The organism is Rothia sp. HMSC066G07 (assembly GCF_001814485.1).
In the GTDB taxonomy this organism is placed as follows: Bacteria; Actinomycetota; Actinomycetes; order Actinomycetales; family Micrococcaceae; genus Rothia.
On sequence record NZ_KV816922.1, the window covers coordinates 366,354 to 381,948 of the forward strand.

Here is a 15,595-nt window from a genome sequence, read left to right on the forward strand (position 1 = left end):
GAGAGCAGGTCGCGAGCAAGCTGTAACTGTGCAGGCAGCAGATACTGGCCGCGAGTGCTGTACGCAAAGATGGAGGGGCGCCGCCGGGGTTGTTCCCGGTGGCGCCCCTCCTTTTCTCTTCTCTACTCTACTCGTCCCCTCCACCCTCCACCGAGTCTTTGAGATACAGAGTCCTTGAGATTGATGCTTTTAGACTCGGTGTTTAGACCATCAGGGGTTCACGCTCCTCGAGGGGAGTCAGATCCTCGGGAGGGCCTGGGGCGCGAAACCCGGGGTCGATGTTCTCGGGCGGAGTTGGTGCGAGGAAGCCGGGGTCAATGCTCTTGGGCGGGAGCATGGGTGCCGGCTTCTGGCCTGGCAGGATGGGAATGAGCGACTCAACGCCGTCGTAGTCTCCGCCTTGCCTGGCTCCGAAGATTGGAGGATTCTTGAGCGCGGAACCCGCGTTAGGGAGCTGCAGCTGATCGATGATTGGCTGAGTAACAGCCTTTTCGATGTGCGTATGCAGATCTGCAGGTTTGGGCAGAATGTCCGGCGGGATTAGACCTGCAGGGGGTAGCTGCCCCTCTGCCTCGATTCGAGTGGGCATCTTGATGGGCGCAGGCTCCGGACGGCTCAGGTCGCTCGGCATCTTGATGTGGGCAGGCTCGGGGCGGCTCAGGTCGCTCGGCATCTTGATGGCGGGCGGCAGATGCTGCGGGTTGTATCCCTGCAGGAGGGGCACCTTGGGCATCTGCGGCACAGGCATTTCGGGCCATGCAGGCTGCGGGTTCTGAGATTCCTGCGGAGTCGGCTCGGGGTGAGGGATGGTCTTTTTGATGCCCTCGATGACGGCGGGGATTTGCTTAGCAGCCGCCTGTACGGTTTCTCCAGCTTCTCGCTGGAGACCCTCGGCCCTCTGCTTGGCAATCTCCATGCCCTGTTGGACATCTGAGACGGTCTTCGATACCACGCTTTGCTTGCCCCAGGCGCCCGCCTGTCAGCTGATCAATCCCCTCAACTATACCCAAGCCACCAGGGATAGTTCCTGATGCAAGGGCTGCAACAGCGTAGCCCTCGGTACGTTTGATAGTTATACCCACTCGTAGAGCGGGAGGCAGACCGTCCGGCAGGTTTGAGGCGGAGGTAACCTTCTGTTCCCCCAGCACATACTCTTTACCATCCATTGCGGCGCGCATGCCGCCAGGCACCTTGCCGCTATGCCCTTCACGGTGTAGGGCTTCGTGGTAATTTACGGCATGATGCTCATGGTTATTGACGGTGATTACCGTATCGCGTTCATCAGGATGCCACGGTTCTCCAAAAATCTGTGGCAAGGGAATCTTCTTTGCTATATCAGGAACCCCATCGCCGTCACCCTCCACGTAATCCACGGCAAAGTCACGTTGTTTGGCTGACATACCTCGCATCGGGGCAGCTTGGGCATAGACACCCACAATATTGATTTCTTTGGCGACTTCAGCACTATTCGCCATGTTGTGGGCGATCATTGCTCCCTGGCTGAAGCCCTCCATGTATACACGAGCACCCTTGGGAGCACCAGCATCACGCAGAGCCTGCAAAATCATCATGTACGCAGAGTTCATCTGGTCTGGGCCCGCTGCTTCACGGAGAGTCCCCTCGCCATCTATGATGGATCCACCCCAAGATCCAAAGATAGTACCCGGAATGCTCACCACATACAGCGCATGGGCAGGGTCGCCTTCATGTCCTGCTTCGTACATAACGGTGACGAGTACGGCACTACGTTCAGCGGTCAAAGGGTCCTGCCGGGAACGTTCAAGTTCAAGGTCCTGCGCCTGCGCCGCCGCCAGAAGACGTTCCGAGCTGGCGCCCACAGAGAGCTGGTTTTTCTCGCCGCGATGCGTAGCAATACCGTATTCCTCCGCAGAGGCTGTACGGACGTTGTAAACCGCGTTTCCACCGATAGCTGCCTTGATGAGGTTAGATAGACCACCGCCCAGTGCCTTTCGAGCAAGTCCTCGCGGAATGCCAAACATGCTTGCAAGGCGGTCAAATGCTCGCTGACGGGCAATTTCAGGATTCCATTTGGCATCCATATAGGCGGTAAAACCAAACAGAATACCCGCGATGATAGGCGAATACGGCAGCATCCAAGATGCCGAGAAGTACCCAAACTCGGGAATGGTGAGCTTGATGAGGTATTCAGCTTCGCCGGGTTCTCCGGCGATGAGTCCGCGCAAGTGATCTTGGGTGCTACGTCCGTCGGGCAGCTTGCCGTCCTTTGCAATGCCCATGGATTCGAACCAGCCTGCGACGGTGTTTTCAACCTGCAGGTAGGAGCTGTGGGCGACTCGGACAACGACTGCGGTGGCGCCGAACTTTGCGGCACTCACACCGAGGTCTGCAGCGAGGCCGGTGCAGAGAGTGGCAGCCAGCTGGGCGCGTCCGTTGATGCCGAGGAAGAGTCGGGTCTCATTGGCGATGCCGAGAATGGGCACGGTACGGTCGGCGCAGGTGCGACTGACGGTGTCGAGGCCGTCAGCGATGGCGGGCATTTCTTCGAGGGTAACGCTGATGGTGCCTGCGGTGGGCCCTGCGGAGTCGGTGAGGTCACCGATGGGCGCAACGGTGGGTCCGGTAATCATGGTGTCTCCTAGGGTGAGGTTAGTGGGTTCGGATGAGCGAGCTCAGCCCGTCGGGCAGGTTCACGTGCATGAGTGAATCCAGCGTTGACTGGGCTTTTTGCACGCCTGAGCGGGCAATGATTTCGCCGGGGTTGAGTTTTTCGAGTGCGTCGGCTGCGCCGTCGGCGAGTTTGCCGAGTAGCCCGTCTACAACGGAGGCGGCAGCTTGGATTGCCTGCGCTTTGGCGGTGAGGTCGTTGGCGAGTTCTTCACCGGCGGCGGCGATCATGGCTGCGGCGCTTTCGGCTTGTTCGGCCTGGTTGCGGATTTTTTCGCGGTGTTCTTCGAGTTGTCGCCGGTAGGCGCGTCCGGCTTCGGAGGCCCAGTGGTCGCCGTTGAGTTCGTTGGCGCGTTGGTGTGCGGTGCGGATTTCTTGGGCTTCGGTGCGCATCCTGTGGGAGAGTTCTGCGCCTTTGGTGCGGGCGAGCGCGGCGGCGGCCATAAGCTGGGTGGCGAGGGCGTGTCCGGCTGCGGTGCCGATGCCCATGTGTCCTGCTGCGCGGAGGATATCGGTTGGTTCGATGCGGGGCAGCTGGGGTGCGGGAGGCGGTGCGGTGTCGACGATTGTGTTCATGGGGCGTCCTTTCGATGGTTGGACTGGTTGTTTATGCGCCTGTTTCTGTCCTGTGTTTGGGTTTGTTTTAGGCTAAATCTGTTGCGGTGACCGTGCAGGCGGGGTACGGCAACCTGTGGATAACTCCGGCTTGTTTCGAAAAATTCGCACGTTTTTGCCCCTTATCACCCGAAAAATGCCCCCTCCGCACCCCCTCGTTTTGTCATATTTCTGCAACTAGCCAAGCCGCCCATCACGTCCATATGCTCTGCCCGCCTCTTTTTTTCGGCGAATTCATGCAAAAATAGAGTTATGTCTCACACCAATAACACCTTCTTGCCTTCTGGCCGTATTGATCTGGGCACCGGCGAACTTGCGCTGGGCCCCCTGGACGGACGCTACGCTTCCGTGACCGCACCCCTGACCAACTACCTCTCTGAGGCGGCGCTGAACCGCGACCGCCTCCACGTTGAGGTTGAGTGGTTCATTTACCTGTGCGAGCACGAGGTGCTGCCGGGTCTGTCCCCGCTGAGCGAGGAGCAGAAGAAGGGCCTGCGCGCCATTGTGACCGATTTCAACGCTGATTCTGTCGCTGAGCTGGCAGAGATTGAGGCAGTCACCGTTCACGATGTGAAGGCGGTTGAGTACTACATTGGCCGCCGTCTGGAGGGTCTGGGCCTGGGTCACCTGGTGCCGCTGGTTCACTTCGGTTGCACCTCCGAGGACATTAACAACCTCGCCTACGCGCTGGGCATCAAGGACGCCGTTGAGAACGTGTGGATTCCTGCCGCTGAGAACCTGATTGAGGTTCTGCTGAAGCTGGCTGAGGAAGGCCGCGACGTGCCGATGCTGTGCCGCACTCACGGCCAGCCGGCGACCCCCTCCACCCTGGGCAAGGAGATGGGCGTGCTCGCCTACCGTCTGAAGCGCCAGGTCAAGCACGTGAAGGCGACCGAGTTCCTCGGCAAGATTAATGGTGCGACCGGTACTTACGCCGCGCACTACGCCTCGGTGCCGAGCACTGATTGGCAGAAGATTTCTCGTGGTTTTGTGGAGCACCTGGGTCTGACTTGGAACCCGCTGACCACTCAGATCGAGTCGCACGACTGGCAGGCTGAGCTGTACTCGGATATCGCTCATTTCAACCGCGTGCTGCACAACCTCTGCACCGATGTGTGGAGCTACATTTCGATTGGTTTCTTCCGTCAGATTCCGGTGGCTGGTGCGACCGGTTCGTCGACTATGCCGCACAAGGTGAACCCGATTCGCTTTGAGAATGCGGAGGCTAACCTGGAGCTCTCTAACGCTCTGCTGGATTCGCTGGGTTCGACCCTGGTGACTTCTCGTTGGCAGCGTGACCTGACTGACTCCTCGGCGCAGCGCAATATTGGTGTGGCGTTTGGTCACTCGGTGCTGGCTATCTCCAATGTGGTGAAGGGCCTTGAGCGTCTGGATATTGCGACCGAGGTTATTTCCGCTGATCTGGATGCGAACTGGGAGGTCCTGGCTGAGGCAATTCAGATGGTGATGCGCGCTGAGGCTATCGCGGGTGTTCCCGGCATGGAGAACCCGTACGAGCGTCTGAAGGAGCTGACTCGCGGTCACCGCGTGGATGCAGCTCGTCTGAAGGAGTTTGTGGCTACTCTGGGTCTCTCCCCCGAGGCTGAAGCGCGCCTGTCGGCTCTGACTCCGCACACTTACAACGGTATTGCGGCTCAGCTGCTGGATCACGCGAAGAACGCTTAGTCCGTAGCAAAGGATTAAAAACTAAAGACCCCGGTTCCCTGTGTTTAGGGAGCCGGGGTCTTTAGTGTGTTGGGTCTTTGCTATGTTCTGTTAGCTGGCGAGGATTTTAGCGGCCGAGCATGCGGCGGTGGCCGGTTTCGGTGTCGTTGCCCTTGTCGCGGGTGAAGACCTTGCCTACAGCCTTACCTGCGTCCTTGACGCCCTTGAGCAGGGAGCCAGCCACGCCGGAGGAGCCGTCCGAACCTTCGCCGCCCTGTACGCGCGGTGCACGCGGGGTAATCATGAGCTCTGCGGGGAAGTAGGCGGGCGCGTCGCCGAAGGCTCGGCGGGGGTTGCGCACGACGTCCTTGCCGAGGGTCAGGTTCGCGCCACCGCCAACGACTGCGCCCACGCCGAAGGGCAGGGCACGGCCGAGCAGTGCACCGGTCTGGCGGGTGAGGAAGCGGCGGATGAACATGTTTCGGATGGTACGTTCGACGCTGAACATCTTGCCGCTGGAGGAGTTGCCGAGCAGCATGCCCCACTTGTTGGAGACACCGCCTGCCTTGCCGGTCTGCAGCAGCACGGTGTTCATGAGCTGGGAGCCTTCTTCGCCGAGCATGATTGCCATGACCATGGAGCGGGCGGTTTCGGGGTCGTGTACGTGCACGCCGTGCAGTTCTGCGACTGCCTGGGCGTAGAGTGCGGTGCGTTCGAGGTAGCCGCCGACTGCGAGCGCGGACAGGCTCATGGAGGTGACGGTGCCGACGCCGGGCACGAATGCGGATGCGCCGGTGACGCCGCCGATGGCGGTGATGTCACGCAGGTAGGTGCGGTCGAGGCGCTTGTGGATTTGTTCGGGGGTTTCGTCGGGGTGTGCTTCACGCAGTTTTTTGACGATGGACAGCGCGAGCGGTCGTTGCATGCGCAGTACGTTGTCGAGGGTGGTGGTCAGTGCGGGACGGGGGTTGCCGTCTTCATCGAATAGAGACTTCTTCGGGTCAAGCATGCTCTCAGTAAATCACGGCTTGGTGAATTTTTCCTGAATATGGGGCCTGTGGTGGGGTTTGGGGGGTGAAATTTCACCGAGGGCGTGGAGGTTTTTGATCGCTTGTTAGGGTGTTTTGGTCTTTATTTGCGCCCAATTTTAAAGCGCGTAAAATTGTCGTAGATTACACACTATTCATTGTTTGCATAGTGCGTGACCTGCTTCACGGAGATTCGGGTTGCGCCTGATGACAGATAGCGGCTAATACCTCTTCTGAATCCTAAGGAATACTATGACTTCTTCCACCCATACGCCCAATGCTGCGCGTTCTCCCCTGGCGACTCAGGGGCTGGGTGTTGCGTACGCGACCGGCGCGATTATTTCGGCGCAGTTCGGTGCGGCTCTTGCCAAGCAGCTCATGGGCGATTTGGGCCCCTGGGGCGTGGTCGCTCTGCGCCTGCTGACATCTTCTATCCTGCTGTGGGTGTTCTTCCGCCCGCAGATTCGTTCGTGGACCCGTCAGCAGTGGATGGCGGTCATTGTCCTCGGTGTCGCCCTGACCGGTGCGAATGCCTTCTTCTATGTGGCTATTGAGCAGGTTCCGCTAGCAATTGCGGTGGCTATTGAGTTTATGGGTCCGCTGGTGCTGGCGACGGTTATGTCGCGCCGTAAGCTGGACCTGGTGTGGATTGCTCTGTCATTTACGGGCATGGCGATTCTGACTGCTGAGTCCCAGGCGAAGCCTGAAGATTTCGCGTTGATGGGTGTGGTTTTCGCAATCCTGACCGCTATTTCTCGTGCCGCCTATATTCTGGCGACTGAGAAGGTTGGCGCTCTGATTCCGGGTATGGGCGGCATGGTCGTGGGTAACGTTGTCTCTACCCTGCTGGTTCTGCCGTTCCCGTTCCTGATAAGCGGCAATAACCTGTTGAAGGTCACCCAGGATGTGCACCTGCTGGCTATTGGCTGCCTGATGGGTCTGCTGGCTTCTGCCCTGCCGGCGCTGGGTGAGGTTTCTTCGCTGCGTCTGCTGCCCGCGCACATTTATAGCGTGGTGCTGTCCCTGGAGCCTGCGATTGCGGCGGCTGTGGGTATTGTGATGCTTGGTGAAGCTACCGGCCTGGTTCGTTGGGTTGCTATTGCTCTGCTGGTGGCGGCGAGTATCGGTATTTCGATTTCTCACGCTCGTGCGCAGAAGAAGGCGCAGGAGGACGGCACGCTGGAGGATGCGGACCATTACCTGCCGGGTGCGGTGGATGCGCACGCGGTGGATATTGCGCAGATGGCGACTAACTCTATTACGATTCCGTCGGCTGAACAGATTAAGGCTGACCGTGAGGCGAAGGGCCTCTAATCTACTGAACTGTAGCCGTGTCAACGGCTTCTAGCCCCCCCCGGGTAACGAGTAGGATAGTATCTCGTGTTGCCCGGGGGGCGCGCTCTTTAAACGGCGCTATTGGAGCGTTCGTTCTGCCCCGTAGCGGCACAGCATGCACACGTGGAGAAGTACCGCCTTGTGAGGCGCAGGAAGGAGAATCATGCCGCATACTTCATCTCAACGCCCCGCACTGGGCATTATGTTTGTGCTGATGTCCTGCTCATCGCTGCAGTTCGGTGCCGCGTTCGCGATTACTCTTTTCCCGCTGTTTGGCGCTCTGGCTATTAGTGTCAGCCGCCTGGCGATTGCTTCCATTGTGGTGGGTAGCGCCGTGTGGTTGGCGGCGCGTTGGCATACCCGCCGCGGCGGCGAAATGCCGCCGGGTGCGCTGTCTTGGTCGAAGGAGCAGTGGCGTGCCGTCATCATTTTCGGTATGACTTTCGGTCTGATGAACGGCTTCTTCTATTGCGCGATTGACCACATCCCGATTGGTTTGGCGGTTGCGGTGGAGTTCTTGGGCCCGCTGGCGTTGGCGTCCATGCTGACGCGCAGGCTCCGCGACGCGGTGTGGGTGCTCTGCGCCCTGGCGGGCATGCTGGTGCTCGGCTACGAGGCGGCGGTCGGTAAGGATACCGACTACCTGGGTCTGACGTTCGCGCTGATTGCTGGCGTGTTCTGGGCGCTGTATATTCGCTCTAGCGCGAAGGTGGGTGCCCTGGTTCCGGGTGCGAGCGGCCTGGCGGTGGCGATGCTTGTTGGTGCTGCGTTTATTGCCCCGGTGGCGGCGGTTGTTCCGGCGCCTCAGCCGATTTGGAATGCGGCGCAGGATCCGATGCTGCTCCTCATGATTTTTGGTACCGCCATGTTCGCTTCGGTGATTCCCTATAGCGCGGAGCTGATGGCTCTGCGTAACCTGCCGCAGCAGGTGTTTAGTGTGCTGATGAGCATGGAACCGGCGATTGCGGCGATTGCCGGTTGGGCGTTGCTGGATCAGGAGACCGGCCCGATTCGTTGGGTGGCAATCTGTCTGCTGATGACGGCGAGTGTGGGTATTACGCTCACCACCACGAAGGGCGATTCCCCCAAACAGAAGGATGACGGTGAGGACCCCGTTCCCGTGCCGCTACCCGAATAAAACCAAGATTCTGCCGGCGCGCGGCATAGAGAAAACCCATATACAAAACCGTTGAGGCGGGTACCTGGTTGGTACCCGCCTCAACGGTTTTATGTTTCAGTTTTAGCTCTCGGCCAGCTCGTCCAGCAGGTCGCGCAGCTCGTCGGTGGTGAGCACCTCCGCCGGATGCGGTCCCATCGCGTACAGCAGATCCTGCGTGTCCTCGTCCAGCTCGCGGGAGGTACCGATCAGTACGAGGTTTCCCTCGTTCTCGCCACTGAGCATCGAGCTCTCGCACAGGCACCACACGTGGTCGAAGACTTCCAGCATGGCGGTTGCCTGCAGCTGGAAGAAGGGCAAACCCGCGTCGTCACCCACGTTGATGGCGACCATGCCGCGCTCGCTCAGGGCGTCCTTGAGTTCGCGATAGAAGTCGCGGTTCGCCAGGTGGGCGGGTGCGTCCATGCCGGTGAAGATGTCGAGGATAATCGCATCGAAGCCGGGCACGCCCAGCAGTTCGGGCAGGTTCGCCAGCTGCTCACGGGCGTCACCGACCACCAGTTGGCAGTCGGTTCCGGCGGGTAGCGGCAGGCGGTCCGTTACGAAGCCCATGAGCTCGGGTTCAATATCCACGGCAACCTGGCGGGAGCCGGGGCGGGTCGCCTGAATATAGCGCACGAGGGTGAGCGCACCGGCGCCCAGGTGTGCTGCGGTGATGGGTTCGCCGGCGGGTGCGAGCGCATCCACCGTGTTTGCAATGCGGCGCAGGTACTCGTAGAACACGTAGTCGGGGTTCTGTACGTCCACGTGGGACTGCTCGGCGCCACCGATTTCGAGGACGTGGCCGTGGTCGCTGAACCCGTCGGGGTGAATTTCGGCGCGCTGCCCGCCGGAGAGCTGAATGTGTGCCACTACTTCACGCCAGCTTCACGCTTGAAGGTGCTGACCAGGTCATCCACCGAGGAGGAAGAATCCAGACCCTCAATGACCTTGTCGTTCACGGCGAAGGTGGGGGTGCCCTTCACGCCAATCTTCACGGCGTGCTCGTAGTCGCGCTGGATGGGCTTGACGGTGTCGGAGGCGAGTAGGACCTTGTCGAATTCTTCGACGTTCAGGCCCAGTTCCTTGGCGTAGTCGTTGAAGAGGGTGCGCAGCTTGTCGCGCTCTTTGATGTTCTTCCAGTCGTTCTGGGTGTTGAAGAGCTTGTTCGCCATTTCAACGTGCTTACCCTGAGCTGCTGCGGCTTCTACGGCGAGTGCGGCGGGTACGGCGTTGGCGTGCATGTTCAGCGGCATGTGGCGCACGGTCACGTTCATGATGCCGTCAAGCTTCTTGGCGGCTTCTTCGAACTTGGGTTCTGCCTTGGCGCAGTAGGGGCACTGGTAGTCGGTGTACAGGGTTGCGGTGCCTGCACCGGGTACTTCGCGGTTGAGGCGGTAGCCGACGTAGCCGTCATCGGCGGTTGCCGAAGCAGTAGCCGAGGGGTCGACAGACGCCGAAGCGCTCGCGGTAGCACTTGCGGAGGTAGCGGCGGTGCTTGCAGATGCGCTCGCCGAACCGCTCGCAGACGCCGATGCGGAAGGCTGGGAGGAGCTGGAACCGCATGCGCTCAGCCCCAGGGCGGCGGCGGGCACTACGCCCAGTAGCAGGGTGCGGCGGTTGAGGGGTGAAGTCATGGTGGTTCCTCTCTCTACGGGTGGCGGGCTGGCCTGTTTGCTACATCTGTGGTTGATTAATCTGTGGTTGATGTGCACTCTGAGGTGCTGTCAGCCGCCGTGGGTATAGGGTTTATTGTATGCCTCTGCCCTGAACTTTCCCTATCTTCGGGCGGGTTTGCGGGGTGAATGCAGTGCACACCATAGCCGCCCTGTCGCCTGCTCTCGGTAGCGGTCACGGTGTTGAAAGTAATTAGCCTCTCCCCCGCCTTTTTGGTACTATTGCGGGGTATGCACTGTTCACCGGTTGCTTTCGGGCAGTTGAGAACGGCAGCATATGCGCCTCTATAGCTCAGGGGTAGAGCATTTCCCTCGTAAAGAAAAGGTCGTGGGTTCGAATCCCACTGGGGGCTCCACATCCGCCGTAACGCGTGCCGGTTTCCGGTGTGTTGCGGCGGTTTTTAGCATCTGAGAGTTGTCGTTTTCTCGAAGATGTCACCGTCGAACTTTAGGAGATTCTCATGTCTTCTCGATCCGCATCCGCTAAGCGCCAGAGTGGCCGTGCGCAGGCAGGTCGCGCCGCTGCGGGCTCTGCACGCCCGATGAGCCCCACGATGCGTTTTGCTCTGGTGTACGTGCTGGCGCTGGTGGTTTCCCTGGCGGTGTGGTTCTTCTACCGTTCCGTGTATGAGGATGACACCTCGTTCCTGGTGCCGATTGTGATTTCCTTGGTGACTTCGTACGTGTGCGCTCATGCGCTGACGGGCGGCAAATCGCCCCGCAACTAGACCGCCGACCAGCAGCCCGCCAGGCTGTAGCCTCGTGAGGTTTCAGGCAGACAAAAGCCGCGCATCCGGTTCCCCGCTCGGGGGTCGGATGCGCGGCTTTTTACGTGTGTACTTTAGACCAGCGCCTTACTTGGATGCGCGCTGGAAGTCGCTGTCGGTCTTGCCCCACAGGCCGTAGACCTTGGCGAGTTCCTTGACCTTCTTTGCACGCAGGTAGCGCGGCAGGTAGGAGCCGTCGCGGGGGCCGTCGAGGGGCACGTCGAGCATCTGGTGTGCTTCTTCGATTTCGAGCTCGCTCGGGGAGAATGCCGCGTTGATGGTCTCAGCCTGGCGAATGTCGAGGGTGATCTTACCGGTCATGCCGTGGTCGTTCGCGTAGCCGCATGCCTTGGAGAGGTCAGCGCCGTATGCGCCGAGGGTCGGGCCGTCGATGGGGCCGGGCAGACCGCCCAGGGTGGAGGCAATCACCAGTTGCGAACGCACGTAGGCGAGCGCCATGGGGGTTGCGGAGGAGCCGGTGTCGCGGCGGTAGTCGCCTGCGCCGAATGCGAGGCGGAAAGTGCCGATTGCGCGCGCAATTTCGATGGAGTGGTGCACGCCGAGTGCGGACTCGATCAGCGCGATGATGGGGGTTCCGGGGGGCAGCTCGGCTGCGGTGCGGTCAATGTCGGTGGCGTGCTCTGCGGTAGCGAGCATGACGCCTCGCAGGCCCTTCACGTTCTTGAGGGCCTTGACGTCCTTCCACCAGTGTTCGGTGGTGATGGCGTTGATTCGCACCCATGCGACGACGCCGGAGTTGAGCATACGGACGACCTGTTCGCGAGCGGCGTCCTTCTCTTCGGCGGGGCAGCCGTCTTCGAGGTCGATAATGATGGAGTCGGCCTCGGATTCGAAGGCCTCTTCAAAGACTTCTTCGGAGGAGTTGGCGCGCACGAGGAGCCAGGAGCGTGAGAGGCTGGGGCGCAGCTGACGCGCACGCTCATTGCGGTGGAATTCAAACATGGTGTGTGACTTCTTCCGTGAATTGTATATGCATTGGGTTGTGCCGTAGAGGGACAGGAAAAAGCCTGCGGTTCTTCCGCGCGTACCATCGCATTGTGTCGTCACCTCCATTGTGACGGAACCGCATAAGAAGTGTCCTACACCTCTTCTTTAAGCGTATCGCCTGTTGAGGTGCACATCAAACTAACCCGCCTGTTGACCGCAATTTAGGCCCTGTGTTATGCCTCAATCAGCTGGGTGCGGCCCACGGGGATTCCATCGTCGAAGGTCAGCTCGCCGGCGGCTTCCTTCTGGGCGCGCTGAATCAGACGTTCGGCGTCTTCAATGTGCTGGATGACGGTTTCCACGCGACGGTGCACGCTCACCTGGCGGTCGCATCCGGTGGCACAATTGCCGAAGCAGCGTGCCATGGCGAGCGCTTCGGCGCAGAGTGCCACGGCGTTACCTGCCTTGGAGAGGGCGCGGTTCAGGTCGGAGTAGGTGCCGAACGGGGAGGCGGGAATATCGCCGTCGCTGGGGGCGAGGCGGTGCGCTTCCATGGCGACTGCACGCACGCGCGGGATGAGGTCGGCGAGCGCGTTTGCGTCCGGCACGATGAGCTCAATCATGGAGGCGGACGAATCGGTTGCCGCTAGGCGTTCGAGGACCTGGTGGAAGCGGTCAATGCCGCGAATAAACCGGTCGTGGGATCGGCGCCAGATGCCTTTGCCGAGTTCGGCGTCGTCGCGGCGCGATTGCAGGTAGCTTTTAAGTCCCATGTGCCCTCCTCTGCGTGGTGTGTGTGCCGTGTTGGTTGGTCGGTGGAGGCTGCCGGCGATGGGCTCTGCGGCGACCCGCAAACCTCCCTATACTTAGGTTACCCTAAATCTCTTTTGGTGACGAGATGTCAGCAGTCAACTGTTTATTTCAAACCCAGATTTTCTTCACGCCGCTCACGCGACGCTCCCCGCAGCGCCAGTCTAAAATGGCACCGGCCTAAAATAGCACCGCAGGGGCGCAGCGATTTCTAGACCATGCGCAGCACAATCTTGCCGCGATGCTGACCGGAGTCGAAGTATTCGTGGGCGGCAGCCGCCTCCTCCATGTCGAAGATACGGTCCAGACCCACGCCAATCCTGCCGGATTCAATCAGCGGCAGCACGTGTTCGCGTACACCTCGCAGAATCTCAGCCTTCTGATGATCCGAACGGGTACGCAGGCTCGTAGCGTGCACCGACAGGCGGCGGGAGAGCATATACCCCAGGTTCACTTCTGCTTTGGCGCCGCCCATCAGACCGATAATGCACAGGTGCCCGCCGTCGGCGAGGGTGTGCAGATTGTCGTCCAGGTACTTTCCGCCCACGACGTCGAGGATGTAGTCAGCGCCGCGTCCGCCAGTTTCAGCCAGCAGAACTTCACGGAACGAATGTTCTGTATAAATAATGGGTTCCGCACCTAGTAAGCGCACATATTCTGCTTTTTCCTCGGTTCCCACGGTTGCAAACACGCGGGTACCTACGGCGAGCGCCAGCTGAATAGCGTGCACACCGATACCGCCGGTACCACCGTGCACGAGCACCACCGCGGGTTCACCGTCTTCCTTGAGGTTTTCGGCGGGGTTCATGCTCATACCACAGGTGAGAACCAGGTTCGAGTAGACGGTTGCCGCGACTTCGGGAATACCGGCGGCTTCGGCAAAACTCAGCTGTTCGGGTACGGGTAGCACGTGGTCGACCGGTACGGTCACGTAGTCGGCGTAGCCGCCTCCAGCGAGGAGCGCCATGACGGGGGTGCCGCGGTTCTCTACGGAGACGCCTTCACCGACGGCTTCGATGACACCGGCTACTTCGAGGCCGTAGATGGCGCTCGCTCCGGCGGGCGGCGGGTAGAATCCGCGGCGCTGCAGGGCGTCGGCGCGGTTGATTCCGGCGGCGTGAACACGAATGAGAACTTCGTGGGATCGGGGTACGGGGGCGGGGACTTCGCTGATTGTCAGGGCCTCAGGTCCACCGTGACTGTTCTCAATAATTGCTCTCATGAGTCCTCCTCATTGCCGGAAGCACCATCGTTGGTGCGCGATTTACAGAAAGCTTATCGCATGAGATAATCTCGTAGTGCCCTGCGGCACGGTATTGCCATAAAATGCCGGTCTCTGGTGCGTATGGATGGTTGTCCGAGCGGCCGAAGGAGCTGGTCTTGAAAACCAGTAGGCGGTAACCCCGTCTCAAGGGTTCAAATCCCTTACCATCCGCGTTTTAGCTTCTGCTCCACGTGTGGAGCGCAAAGAGCCCCGTTCCTCGTATTGAGGAGCGGGGCTCTTTGCATACGCCGTTTTGAGTTACCGGAGGGCGTCGTCAGTTGATTTGTGACAAGGCATTCGCAATATACATGAAGAGGGCGGCGATACCGATGAAAAAGCATAGCCCCAGCCAGTTGAGAATACGACCCGCTAGGGCAGGTACACCGTGCCTCTGCGCTACCCACCCCTGCCAGATACCCAGGATGTTCAGCACCGGCGCGGCGAGAGCTACCTGCAGACCACTTTCTCCAAGACCCTGGACAAGCAACCAAAACCCTAGAACGAAAGACAGCGGGCTGAGGAAGCCGAAAAGCAGGGAGAAGTTCGCAGCCCTTTTACCGTCTTGTGTTCCTTGCACAGCGGGAGGTTGCTCGCTCGCAGGTTGCTCCCAGTCGTCCGTGCCGTCAGTCTCCGGCTGTTGGCTGTCATCCGCTTGGTAGAGCTTGGCGTCTTCAGGGTTGTTATCAAAATCTTCGTTATTTTGGGGTAGCTGCGACATCGCATCCACAACCTTTCAGGATCTACACGCGTTAGTTGAATACCTCAGCCTGGTGCTTCGCAAAAACCTATTCGCCGTTGAACCACGCCCACACAATCAGTACGTACACGAGGACAAGCTTGGCGATAGCTATCCAGCTCAGGATTCGACCCGCAAGAGAAACTACGCCGTAACTATCCGCTTCCTTAGCTTTATGTAGACCAAGGACACTTAAGATGATGGTGGGGATACCGAAAAACCACGGACCCGACACCATGATGTTGATGAGGCTGAGCACACCGAAAGTGAGTGAAAGTTGGGAGGCTCGTTCCCCTAGATTAGTCGCTGTTTTCCCACCGCTCTGCATCATAGGGGGCTCTTCAATATCAGCACCCTGTTTGTGGCGATGAGGTTTCGAGCGCAGACCAGCTGCTGGGTCGGAATACGGGCCTAGGATTGGATCCTGCATCGTTGCATCATAACCTTTCAATACCGGGTGTTACGTGTCTATCGAAGTGAGAGAGCGCTCAGGCTCGTCGACGGGCCTGCATCATTGAAGCCGTACAGAGCAAACCCAATCATTATGATGAAGCCGACGATGGCGATGACAATGACCATTCCTATCCCGCTGAGAAACAGACCCACGTTGGCGTCCTCACCGTGCTGTCTTGCCACTCGTGCTTGCCAGAGACCCAAGAGGCTCAGTAATGGCGCAGCAATGATTATTGGCATGCCGATACCAAAGCCATGGGAAACCCACCAAAACGCTAGGGCGAGAATAAGCATACCGAAGACACCGAAAATCAGGGAGAGGTTTGCGGCTTTTTCGCCAGGGCCCATCTTCCACACGCTCGAAGAGAACTCACTCGCGGGTAGCGGCTGGTCGTCCGTACCAGACTGCACGCTGTCGTTCCCCCGGTGGGTCTTGGCGTATTCGGGGTTGTAATCGAAGGCTTCATTGTTTTGGGGTAGCTGCGACATCGCATCC

Annotated in this window: 16 protein-coding genes and 2 tRNA genes; 6 read left to right on the forward strand and 12 right to left on the reverse strand. The window is 59.6% G+C overall.

The window, feature by feature from the left end; genetic code table 11:
* Positions 1-202: 202 nt before the first annotated feature.
* From HMPREF2971_RS09375 to HMPREF2971_RS03085, 3 genes are read right to left on the reverse strand one after another with little or no spacing between them, the layout of a single operon-like run.
* On the reverse strand, positions 203-916 hold the full coding sequence (locus tag HMPREF2971_RS09375) for a hypothetical protein (protein WP_246825019.1): 714 nt from the start codon (positions 914-916) through the stop codon (positions 203-205).
* Positions 846-2,609 carry a hypothetical protein gene (locus HMPREF2971_RS03080; RefSeq protein WP_246825020.1) on the reverse strand — a complete coding sequence of 588 codons (1,764 nt, stop codon included), beginning with the start codon at positions 2,607-2,609 and terminating at the stop codon, positions 846-848. Before HMPREF2971_RS03080 ends, HMPREF2971_RS09375 begins: the two co-directional genes overlap by 71 nt.
* A gap of 19 nt (positions 2,610-2,628) precedes the next feature.
* Positions 2,629-3,222 carry an ABC transporter substrate-binding protein gene (locus HMPREF2971_RS03085; protein WP_070691245.1) on the reverse strand — a complete coding sequence of 198 codons (594 nt, stop codon included), beginning with the start codon at positions 3,220-3,222 and terminating at the stop codon, positions 2,629-2,631.
* 291 nt (positions 3,223-3,513) lie between these two features.
* On the opposite strand from HMPREF2971_RS03085, the gene purB reads away from it, so the two are divergent.
* Positions 3,514-4,947, forward strand: coding sequence for an adenylosuccinate lyase (gene purB, locus HMPREF2971_RS03090; RefSeq protein ID WP_070691247.1), 1,434 nt, complete (start codon positions 3,514-3,516; stop codon positions 4,945-4,947).
* Between the two features lie 106 nt (positions 4,948-5,053).
* Here purB and HMPREF2971_RS03095 read toward each other — a convergent pair whose 3' ends face one another.
* The gene (locus HMPREF2971_RS03095) at positions 5,054-5,935 is read right to left on the reverse strand and encodes a di- and tripeptidase (RefSeq protein WP_070691252.1); all 882 of its coding nucleotides are present in this window, start codon (positions 5,933-5,935) and stop codon (positions 5,054-5,056) included.
* Positions 5,936-6,206: 271 nt separating this feature from the next.
* On the opposite strand from HMPREF2971_RS03095, the gene HMPREF2971_RS03100 reads away from it, so the two are divergent.
* Both HMPREF2971_RS03100 and HMPREF2971_RS03105 read left to right on the forward strand, forming a co-directional pair.
* Complete coding sequence (locus HMPREF2971_RS03100; RefSeq protein ID WP_012902817.1) at positions 6,207-7,268, forward strand: EamA family transporter; 1,062 nt, start codon at positions 6,207-6,209, stop codon at positions 7,266-7,268.
* A gap of 184 nt (positions 7,269-7,452) precedes the next feature.
* On the forward strand, positions 7,453-8,427 hold the full coding sequence (locus tag HMPREF2971_RS03105) for an EamA family transporter (protein WP_070691255.1): 975 nt from the start codon (positions 7,453-7,455) through the stop codon (positions 8,425-8,427).
* A gap of 102 nt (positions 8,428-8,529) precedes the next feature.
* Here HMPREF2971_RS03105 and HMPREF2971_RS03110 read toward each other — a convergent pair whose 3' ends face one another.
* Entirely contained in the window at positions 8,530-9,318 is a 789-nt protein-coding gene (locus HMPREF2971_RS03110; protein ID WP_070691257.1) for a spermidine synthase, read from the reverse strand.
* The gene (locus HMPREF2971_RS03115; protein WP_070691261.1) at positions 9,318-10,082 is read right to left on the reverse strand and encodes a DsbA family protein; all 765 of its coding nucleotides are present in this window, start codon (positions 10,080-10,082) and stop codon (positions 9,318-9,320) included. The genes HMPREF2971_RS03110 and HMPREF2971_RS03115 overlap by 1 nt, the downstream gene beginning before the upstream one ends.
* A 320-nt stretch (positions 10,083-10,402) precedes the next feature.
* Between HMPREF2971_RS03115 and HMPREF2971_RS03120 the strand changes: the two genes are divergently transcribed.
* Both HMPREF2971_RS03120 and HMPREF2971_RS03125 read left to right on the forward strand, forming a co-directional pair.
* Positions 10,403-10,477: transfer RNA gene (locus HMPREF2971_RS03120), tRNA-Thr, on the forward strand.
* Between the two features lie 105 nt (positions 10,478-10,582).
* Positions 10,583-10,849, forward strand: coding sequence for a hypothetical protein (locus HMPREF2971_RS03125; protein WP_005504446.1), 267 nt, complete (start codon positions 10,583-10,585; stop codon positions 10,847-10,849).
* Positions 10,850-10,975: 126 nt separating this feature from the next.
* Here the strand turns inward: HMPREF2971_RS03125 and HMPREF2971_RS03130 are convergent, their stop codons facing one another.
* From HMPREF2971_RS03130 to HMPREF2971_RS03140, 3 genes are all read right to left on the reverse strand, one after another.
* Positions 10,976-11,851, reverse strand: a complete 876-nt coding sequence (locus HMPREF2971_RS03130) for an HpcH/HpaI aldolase/citrate lyase family protein (protein ID WP_044150069.1) — start codon at positions 11,849-11,851, stop codon at positions 10,976-10,978.
* A 218-nt stretch (positions 11,852-12,069) separates the two neighbouring features.
* On the reverse strand, positions 12,070-12,609 hold the full coding sequence (locus HMPREF2971_RS03135; RefSeq protein WP_070691264.1) for a dehydrogenase: 540 nt from the start codon (positions 12,607-12,609) through the stop codon (positions 12,070-12,072).
* A 248-nt stretch (positions 12,610-12,857) separates the two neighbouring features.
* Positions 12,858-13,868, reverse strand: coding sequence for an NAD(P)H-quinone oxidoreductase (locus tag HMPREF2971_RS03140; protein WP_049346164.1), 1,011 nt, complete (start codon positions 13,866-13,868; stop codon positions 12,858-12,860).
* A 125-nt stretch (positions 13,869-13,993) separates the two neighbouring features.
* Between HMPREF2971_RS03140 and HMPREF2971_RS03145 the strand changes: the two genes are divergently transcribed.
* Positions 13,994-14,081: transfer RNA gene (locus HMPREF2971_RS03145), tRNA-Ser, on the forward strand.
* A 103-nt stretch (positions 14,082-14,184) separates the two neighbouring features.
* On the opposite strand, the gene HMPREF2971_RS03150 is transcribed toward HMPREF2971_RS03145, so the two are convergent.
* The 3 genes from HMPREF2971_RS03150 to HMPREF2971_RS03160 form a co-directional block, all read right to left on the reverse strand.
* Positions 14,185-14,628 carry a hypothetical protein gene (locus tag HMPREF2971_RS03150; protein WP_049353200.1) on the reverse strand — a complete coding sequence of 148 codons (444 nt, stop codon included), beginning with the start codon at positions 14,626-14,628 and terminating at the stop codon, positions 14,185-14,187.
* Positions 14,629-14,695: 67 nt separating this feature from the next.
* On the reverse strand, positions 14,696-14,977 hold the full coding sequence (locus HMPREF2971_RS03155) for a hypothetical protein (RefSeq protein WP_049353199.1): 282 nt from the start codon (positions 14,975-14,977) through the stop codon (positions 14,696-14,698).
* 137 nt (positions 14,978-15,114) lie between these two features.
* Positions 15,115-15,595: hypothetical protein (locus tag HMPREF2971_RS03160; protein ID WP_210398869.1), on the reverse strand; the 481-nt coding region annotated here is incomplete at its 5' end.

What these genes read in the sequence shown, in the direction of transcription:
- HMPREF2971_RS03140 (WP_049346164.1), bottom strand. Translation starts at nt 13,868, where the DNA reads ATGAGAGCAATTATTGAGAACAGTCACGGTGGACCTGAGGCCCTGACA.
- HMPREF2971_RS03155 (WP_049353199.1), bottom strand. Translation starts at nt 14,977, where the DNA reads ATGATGCAGAGCGGTGGGAAAACAGCGACTAATCTAGGGGAACGAGCC.
- HMPREF2971_RS03105 (WP_070691255.1), top strand. Translation starts at nt 7,453, where the DNA reads ATGCCGCATACTTCATCTCAACGCCCCGCACTGGGCATTATGTTTGTG.
- HMPREF2971_RS03150 (WP_049353200.1), bottom strand. Translation starts at nt 14,628, where the DNA reads ATGTCGCAGCTACCCCAAAATAACGAAGATTTTGATAACAACCCTGAA.
- HMPREF2971_RS03100 (WP_012902817.1), top strand. Translation starts at nt 6,207, where the DNA reads ATGACTTCTTCCACCCATACGCCCAATGCTGCGCGTTCTCCCCTGGCG.
- HMPREF2971_RS03135 (WP_070691264.1), bottom strand. Translation starts at nt 12,609, where the DNA reads ATGGGACTTAAAAGCTACCTGCAATCGCGCCGCGACGACGCCGAACTC.
- HMPREF2971_RS03080 (WP_246825020.1), bottom strand. Translation starts at nt 2,609, where the DNA reads ATGATTACCGGACCCACCGTTGCGCCCATCGGTGACCTCACCGACTCC.
- HMPREF2971_RS03085 (WP_070691245.1), bottom strand. Translation starts at nt 3,222, where the DNA reads ATGAACACAATCGTCGACACCGCACCGCCTCCCGCACCCCAGCTGCCC.
- HMPREF2971_RS03125 (WP_005504446.1), top strand. Translation starts at nt 10,583, where the DNA reads ATGTCTTCTCGATCCGCATCCGCTAAGCGCCAGAGTGGCCGTGCGCAG.
- purB (WP_070691247.1), top strand. Translation starts at nt 3,514, where the DNA reads ATGTCTCACACCAATAACACCTTCTTGCCTTCTGGCCGTATTGATCTG.
- HMPREF2971_RS09375 (WP_246825019.1), bottom strand. Translation starts at nt 916, where the DNA reads ATGGAGATTGCCAAGCAGAGGGCCGAGGGTCTCCAGCGAGAAGCTGGA.
- HMPREF2971_RS03115 (WP_070691261.1), bottom strand. Translation starts at nt 10,082, where the DNA reads ATGACTTCACCCCTCAACCGCCGCACCCTGCTACTGGGCGTAGTGCCC.
- HMPREF2971_RS03130 (WP_044150069.1), bottom strand. Translation starts at nt 11,851, where the DNA reads ATGTTTGAATTCCACCGCAATGAGCGTGCGCGTCAGCTGCGCCCCAGC.
- HMPREF2971_RS03095 (WP_070691252.1), bottom strand. Translation starts at nt 5,935, where the DNA reads ATGCTTGACCCGAAGAAGTCTCTATTCGATGAAGACGGCAACCCCCGT.